This is a genomic window from uncultured Gemmiger sp. (assembly GCA_944388105.1).
GTDB lineage: Bacteria > Bacillota > Clostridia > Oscillospirales > Ruminococcaceae > Gemmiger.
In genome coordinates, this window is record CALXHN010000008.1 from 44230 (window position 1) to 51130 (window position 6901).

Below are 6901 nucleotides of genomic sequence, written 5' to 3' on the forward strand. Positions count from 1 at the left end.
CCGCCGCTTTTTTTCGAGCCGGGTCCCTGCCGCGGGTCAGTCCCGCCGGAACAGGTCCCGGGTATAGACCTTCTGTTTCACATCGTCCAGGGAGCTGTCGTACCGGTTGGCGATGATGGCGTTGCTCCGGGCCTTGAAGTCCGCCAGATCGTTGACCACCCGGCTGCCGAAGAAGTCGGTGCCGTCCTCCAGCGTGGGTTCGTAGATGATGACCCGGGCCCCCTTGGCCTTCATCCGCTTCATCACGCCCTGGATGCTGGACTGGCGGAAGTTGTCGGAGTTGGATTTCATGGTCAGGCGGTAGACGCCCACCACCGGGGCATCCGCGTCGCCCCCGTCTCCGGCCGCGCAGGCCCGGGCGATCTCCAGGGCCCGGTCGGCCACGAACTCCTTGCGGGTGCGGTTGGATTCCACAATGGCCTCAATGAGGTTTTCCGGCACATCGGCGTAGTTAGCCAGCAGCTGCTTGGTGTCCTTGGGCAGGCAGTAGCCGCCGTACCCGAAACTGGGGTTGTTGTAGTGGTTGCCGATGCGCGGGTCCAGACAGACACCGTCGATGATGTCCTTGGTGTTCAGGCCCTTGGTCTCGGCGTAGGTATCCAGTTCATTGAAATAGCTCACCCGCAGGGCCAGATAGGTGTTGGCGAACAGCTTCACCGCCTCGGCCTCGGTAAAGCCCATGAACAGGGTGTCGATGTTCTCCTTGATGGCCCCTTCCTGCAGCAGACCGGCAAAGACATGGGCCTTCTCCACCAGACGGGGGTCCCGGGGGTCGGTGCCCACAATGATGCGGCTGGGATAGAGGTTGTCATACAGGGCCTTGCTCTCCCGCAGGAATTCCGGGCTGAACAGGATGTTCCGGCTGCCGGTGCTGCGGCGGATATGTTCGGTGTAGCCCACCGGGATGGTGGACTTGATGACCATGATGGCGTCGGGGTTGACTTTCTGCACCAGATGGATGACCTCCTCCACCGCGGAGGTGTCAAAGAAATTCTTGGTGCTGTCATAGTTGGTGGGCGCCGCAATAATGACGAACTCAGCGTCCCGGTAAGCAGCCTCCCCGTCCAGGGTGGCGGTCAGGTCCAGCGGTTTTTCCGCCAGATACTTTTCGATGTATTCGTCCTGGATGGGCGATTCCCGGCGGTTGATCTTCTCCACCTTTTCGGGCAGGATGTCCACCGCCGTGACATGGTGATGCTGGGCCAGCAGCGTGGCTATGGACAGCCCCACATAACCGGTACCGGCAACTGCGATTTTCATGCTTGTTCCCCCTGTAAAACGTCTGCGCCGCGGGCAAAGCCCGGGGGCGGCGGCCGGTTTTCAACGGTTTTGCGCCCTTTCGGTCAATAATACCCCGGATTTTTTAATTATAGCATAGGCCATTTTGTATTTCAACCGACGCCCCGTTCCCCCAAAAAGCCCCGCCGCAGACACCGGCATGCGCCGGCCCGCAGCGGGGCATTTTTGGCAGGCTGGGTACCCGTCTGCCGCCTTCACGGTGCCGAGACCAGCAGCGGCGTTCCCGTCATCCTTCCCGTACGCTGCGGAAGGCCTGGTCCAGGTCGGCGAGGATGTCGTCAATGTGTTCGGTGCCCACCGAAAGGCGGATGGTGTTTTCGTAGATGCCCGCCTCCGCCAGTTCCTGCGCCGTCAGCTGGCTGTGGGTGGTGGACGCGGGATGGATCACCAGGCTTTTCACGTCCGCCACATTGCCCAGCAGGGAAAAGATCTGCAGATGGTCGATGAACCGGAAGGCCTCCTCCCGTCCGCCCCGGATGCGGAAGGTGAAGATGGAGGCCCCGCCGTTGGGGAAGTAGGTTTCGTACAGCCGGTGGTCCGGGTGGTCCGGCAGCGAGGGATGGTTGACCTGTTCCACCTGGGGATGGGCTGCCAGATAGGCCACCACCTTTTTGGTGTTTTCCACATGGCGTTCCAGTCGCAGGCTCAGGGTCTCGGTGCCCTGCAGCAGCAGAAATGCCGCAAAGGGACTGATGCAGGCGCCCTGGTCCCGCAGCAGCACCGCCCGGATGTAGGTGACAAAGGCCGCCGGACCCGCAGCCTGGGTGAAGCGGACGCCATGGTAGCTGGGGTTGGGCTGACTGAGCCAGGGGTACCGGCCGCTGGCCGCCCAGTCAAACCGGCCGCCGTCCACGATCACCCCGCCCAGGGTGGTCCCGTGGCCGCCAATGAACTTGGTGGCGGAATGCAGCACAATGTCGGCGCCGTGCTCCAGGGGCCGGATGAGATAGGGGGTGCCGAAGGTGTTGTCGATGACCAGGGGCAGCCCGAGAAAAAGAGTGGAAAAAAACAAAAGCAGCACCGGTCCGCTGCTGTTCCCAGCGGTTGGTGCTGCTTTCTTTCCTGCTGTTCTACGCTCAGTTATCCCCTCTGTGATACCGGATCTTCATCTTCTCGGAGGCGTTTTTGAGGATCTGGGCCAGGGCTTTGTCCGACTCCTCCTTCACCATATCCGCAATTTTGCGGTTGGCTTCCTCCAGAATTTCGACCGGCGCGCCCTGCCGGATCTTTTCGTCGTACTCGTACAGGAACTGCTGTCCCCGGTTCATCACGGCGTTCACATACCGCTCATCAAACAGAAGCGCACTGCCGAAATGGGCGTCGGTCAGGGCGGCAATGAGCCGGCTGTGCCAGTACATGCTGCCGGTGGAGACCGTTTCGGTGGTACCGCTGAAGTACTTGGGGAACTCGGTCACACGGGCATAGACCGGGAAGCAGGCCGTGAAGCCGCTGCCGCCCATGGACAACCACTCCACCCCCTGAATCGCCTCGGGCAGATACCCGCGGATCTGCATGATGCCGCAGACGTCGCTGTTGGGCACGCCGATGGTGCGGTATTTGCCCTTGCAGGCCGCGGTCCGGTCGTAGGGGTTGTAGGGCGTTCCCTGGTAATAGGATCCCAGCAGATACCGCACGTCCTCCACCGTCACCTTGCGCTCCGGCACAAAGGACCAGGGGATGTCGTTGCTTTCCGGGGTGAAGTCGGCGTTCTCCCCGTCCCACTTGTAGGTCCGGGGCAGGAAATACCGGGCCATGAACCAGGCCCGGGGGGTGTTGTAGATATGGTCCGCGTCGGAACGGGAACCGAAGGCCAGCCGCGGGTTGAACTCTGCCCCCGTATCCAGCGCCAGGTGGTGGGTTTCCACGAACTCCCGCAGGTCCTTGGAGCAAAGGTTTTCCTGCTGCGCGCCGCAGGCATCCCCGAAGTCAAAATGGTCCAGACCAAACTGGTTGGGCATGACCACCACCCGGTCATCGGGCACCCGCCGGGCGATCCAGTGATGGCCGCCGATGGTTTCCAGCCACCAGACTTCATCGGCATCCGCAAAGGCCATGCCGTTGGGTTCGTAGGTGCCGTACTGCTCCAGCAGCGCACCGGTGCGCAGCACCCCTTCCCGGGCGGAATGAATGTAAGGAAGCACCAGGGTCACCAGGTCCTCCTCCCCGATGCCGCCGGGGACCTCTTTGGTATGGCGGCCTTTCTTTTCCTGATACCGCACATAGGGGTCCGCGCCGATGACCCGGGCGTTGCTGGTGATGGTCTCGGTGGCGGTCATGGCCACATTGGCTTCGTTGATGCCGCAGGCGGGCCAGACGCCGTTGGACTTGTTCACGTTGGGACAGTCGGTATAGCCCATGGCCTTCTCCGGCAGTTCCACCGTCAGGTGAGAGATGACCGTTTTGTAGGTGGCCGCCCCCTCCCGGGCCGGGTGGGCCAAAACGCGCTTGGCTTCAAATGCGCCGTCATCATTGCGGGCAATGATGGTGGAACCGTCATGGCTGGCCTTCTTGCCAACCAGAATCGTGGTACAGGGCATGGGTTTCTCCTTTTTCTATGTACATCCGTTTCCAATTGTGTACAGCCTGATTTTCACTGCACAGCCGACTTCCCGCAACCGGGAATCGACAAAATTCTGCTTTTTTCGGCAACACCTCTATCATAGCATGGGTCCCGCGCCATTTCCAGCCCCCATTGTCCTTGGCACAGCCCGCCCGCTCCGCCGGCTGCCGGCAGACGCCCTGTGCCACTTGCGGGGGCTGCCATCCGGCAGAAGGTTGTTCCGATTGTCTCTATACACAAACGGCATTCCGTGTTATAATTTAATGTAAAATACTGTGCAGGAGGCCTTCCAGATGGCAGAGAGAAAAAGCAAAGCCCGGATTGAGCAGTCCCCCTTCCTGACGCCTGCTGCCGAACCCGATGACTTGGTGGATCGTGATGCATGGATTGAGGAAACTACGGCAGGGTTTATCTCAAAAAGTCCGGCCAACAGATTTATCTATAGGGTGATCCTTGAAACCCTGTGGCCCAAAGGCCATGGCATTCCCGGTCCGATTGTGAACCGGGAAGAAATTCGGAAAGCGGTCGATCTGGCCAAACAAAAGCCCTACATAGACACCTTCCGGCGGCTGCGGGAACTGCAGGGGGAGGAAGGGCTTCTCGGCATTGTGAAGCATGGCAATCAGTACCAGCTGAGCACCCTGAATGTATATCAGAAAAAGACACCGAGAATCCACCTTTCCGATGAAAAGTGGGATCGCGTTGTGGCGCATTACCAGAACAAGTGTGCCGTATGCGGGGCCACCAATGCCGGGAAAAAATTTCAGCAGGACCATAAGGTGCCCCGGTCCCGAGGGGGTACGGACGCCATAACCAATTGGCAGCCCCTGTGTGACAGGTGCAACAATGTGAAAAGCACCTCTTGCAGGTCCTGCACAGAAGATTGTTCCAAGTGCGGCTGGGCCTACCCGGAGTATTATCGCCCCATAAAAGTTCCCGGAAGTGTTTTGAAACTGCTGCATGAATTTGCGGACGCCAATCATATTGACGCCGACGAGATGGTCACAGAGCTGATTTTGCGCAATATACCAAACAAATAAGAAGGAGGCAGCCAAAAGGCTGCCTCCTCTTTATTATGTCCGGTACTTTTCAAGCCTGGGATCCTGGTTCGTGACAAGGCCATATATTCGCATCAGGGCAAGGCCCAGGGCTCTGCCCACCAACGGCGGTATGGCGTTGCCGATCTGCGCATTTCTGGGCACATCAATTCCTCGTGCCGGACCGTTTAGGGTGTACCGGCCATAGAACGTATAGTCATCCGGGAATGACTGCAGCCTTGCCATTTCACGCAGGGTCACAACTCTTGGCTGATTGAAATGGATGAGTTCCTCCGGTGCGGTCGTCAAGGTAGAGCAGGGCTTCTCCGTATCCAGAACGAACCTTTTGTTGGAATGGCAGCCGTTTGCATATAAGAATTCCTTGCTCAATCGGCCCGGCGGCTGCGTCCTTTGCGCGGTCTCACACAGGGTCACGATTTTTTTGCTGTGCCGGTTAAATCTGTGCGAACTCGGCACTTCCTCACCGGGGCTGTTCTTTCTCATCAGTTTCTGGTAGGCACTTTGCGCAGGCCTGTACTTGCAGGTTTCATACCCGGGGAATTCGGGATCGGGGACTTTGTCCCCCCCTGCAAGATCGCTTATGGCTTCGCCGACATTTACATATCGGTCCGTAGCAAGCCCGAACTGGGCGCGCTGCTCCATGCCGACTTCGCTTAAAATGTCCGTGAGCAGACGTGCGACATCCATTTCGCCGCAGAAGTCTTCTCTGATGGAAAACAGGATCACGCGCTTCCGGACCTGGGGCACGCCGAAATCAGCGGCATTGATCACAACTTTTCCGACCTTGTATCCCAGTTCCTCCAGCTGCTTTACCGCTTCCGAGGCCACACTCATGGTCATTCCGTCAATGGGCCTGCAAACAAATTTTCGTTCAAAGCCCCCCACGTTTTCTATGATTCCGAAAACGGGCTTCAGCATGGAAATCGCTTTGATCTGCTTGAACACCAGCAGGTTTCTGGGATCATTTCCATTTCTTGCCCCCGCTACGGAAAACCCCTGGCAAGGCGGCCCCCCTGCCACAAGCAGCACTTTTCCGGCCAGTTCTTTCAGATGCGCCGCATAGGCATCATCGTCCACCAATTCTTCTATCGAATGCGGCTGCTTGGTGAGCCATGCCGGCCAACAGGTAAAATGCCTATAAGGAGCATCCTCGTTCACCAAATTGGATGTAAATGTTTTAAACGCCATGGGGTCTTTTTCAATGGCAAACACCCCTGACCAGCCTGCCCAGCCAAGGCCAAGTGATAGCCCTCCACAGCCAGCGAAAAAATCAATATAGTTCGTGGTACTCATTGTCTGCTTCATTCCTTGGCATTCTCTCCGTCGTTTTTTCTCAGCGTTTTATCTCTATTATGATTTTTATAAGAGATCGCTCCTATGCATCACATGGATTACAGCAAAAATATGCGCTCCCGGTTTTCCTTACTGATTCCGGGAAGAATGATTGTCGATTGCGCTTTCCCCGCTTTTGACCCATTCATCAAGCTCGGAACGCTTGAATTTCCACAGCTTTCCGATTTTATGCGCGGGGATATTCGTTTTCTTTATCCAGTTTCTGATCGTGTCCTTGGTTACGCCCAGATGGATGGCCGCATCCCCGATTCCGATCCAGTTTTCTTCAAAATCCATGCTCATCGTTTTCGCCCCATCACATGATCTATTTTGCCAGTTGAATTTTAGCATACCGGAATAGGGATTTCAACGTGTTTCCTATGATTTGGTTGTAATTAAAAGGAGGCAGCCCTGTCATTTGCGCCAGCCTGCATTCCCTGTCCGAACAGCGGCGCGCCACCGCCGCCGGAGAGTGAAATGCCAATGCGGCGGCAAAAGCAGGGAGCCGGGTGTTTGCCCGACTCCCCTGTTCTATCCTTGCAGCTTCCTTCGCCGCGTCTGCTTTACAACAGCGATTTGATCATGATGATGCCGTGATAGTTTTCCCCATAGCAGTTGGGGATGAACCCGGCAGGCACAAACCCGAGCTTGC

Annotated in this window: 5 protein-coding genes and 1 pseudogene; 1 reads left to right on the forward strand and 5 read right to left on the reverse strand. The window is 57.6% G+C overall.

Features of this window, described 5'->3' with window-relative positions:
- Positions 1-36: 36 nt before the first annotated feature.
- From Q0K17_RS01945 to Q0K17_RS01955, 3 genes and pseudogenes are all read right to left on the reverse strand, one after another.
- Entirely contained in the window at positions 37-1260 is a 1224-nt protein-coding gene (locus Q0K17_RS01945) for a nucleotide sugar dehydrogenase (protein ID WP_294539294.1), read from the reverse strand.
- 265 nt (positions 1261-1525) lie between these two features.
- Positions 1526-2287, reverse strand: a pseudogene (locus tag Q0K17_RS01950) (PLP-dependent transferase); the annotation flags it as partial.
- Positions 2288-2375: 88 nt separating this feature from the next.
- Entirely contained in the window at positions 2376-3836 is a 1461-nt protein-coding gene (locus Q0K17_RS01955; RefSeq protein WP_294539297.1) for a C69 family dipeptidase, read from the reverse strand.
- Between the two features lie 316 nt (positions 3837-4152).
- On the opposite strand from Q0K17_RS01955, the gene Q0K17_RS01960 reads away from it, so the two are divergent.
- Positions 4153-4899 carry an HNH endonuclease signature motif containing protein gene (locus Q0K17_RS01960; RefSeq protein WP_294539300.1) on the forward strand — a complete coding sequence of 249 codons (747 nt, stop codon included), beginning with the start codon at positions 4153-4155 and terminating at the stop codon, positions 4897-4899.
- Positions 4900-4932: 33 nt separating this feature from the next.
- Here Q0K17_RS01960 and Q0K17_RS01965 read toward each other — a convergent pair whose 3' ends face one another.
- Positions 4933-6210 carry a DNA cytosine methyltransferase gene (locus Q0K17_RS01965; protein ID WP_294539303.1) on the reverse strand — a complete coding sequence of 426 codons (1278 nt, stop codon included), beginning with the start codon at positions 6208-6210 and terminating at the stop codon, positions 4933-4935.
- A gap of 129 nt (positions 6211-6339) precedes the next feature.
- Entirely contained in the window at positions 6340-6552 is a 213-nt protein-coding gene (locus Q0K17_RS01970; RefSeq protein ID WP_294539306.1) for a helix-turn-helix domain-containing protein, read from the reverse strand.
- Positions 6553-6901 lie beyond the last annotated feature (349 nt).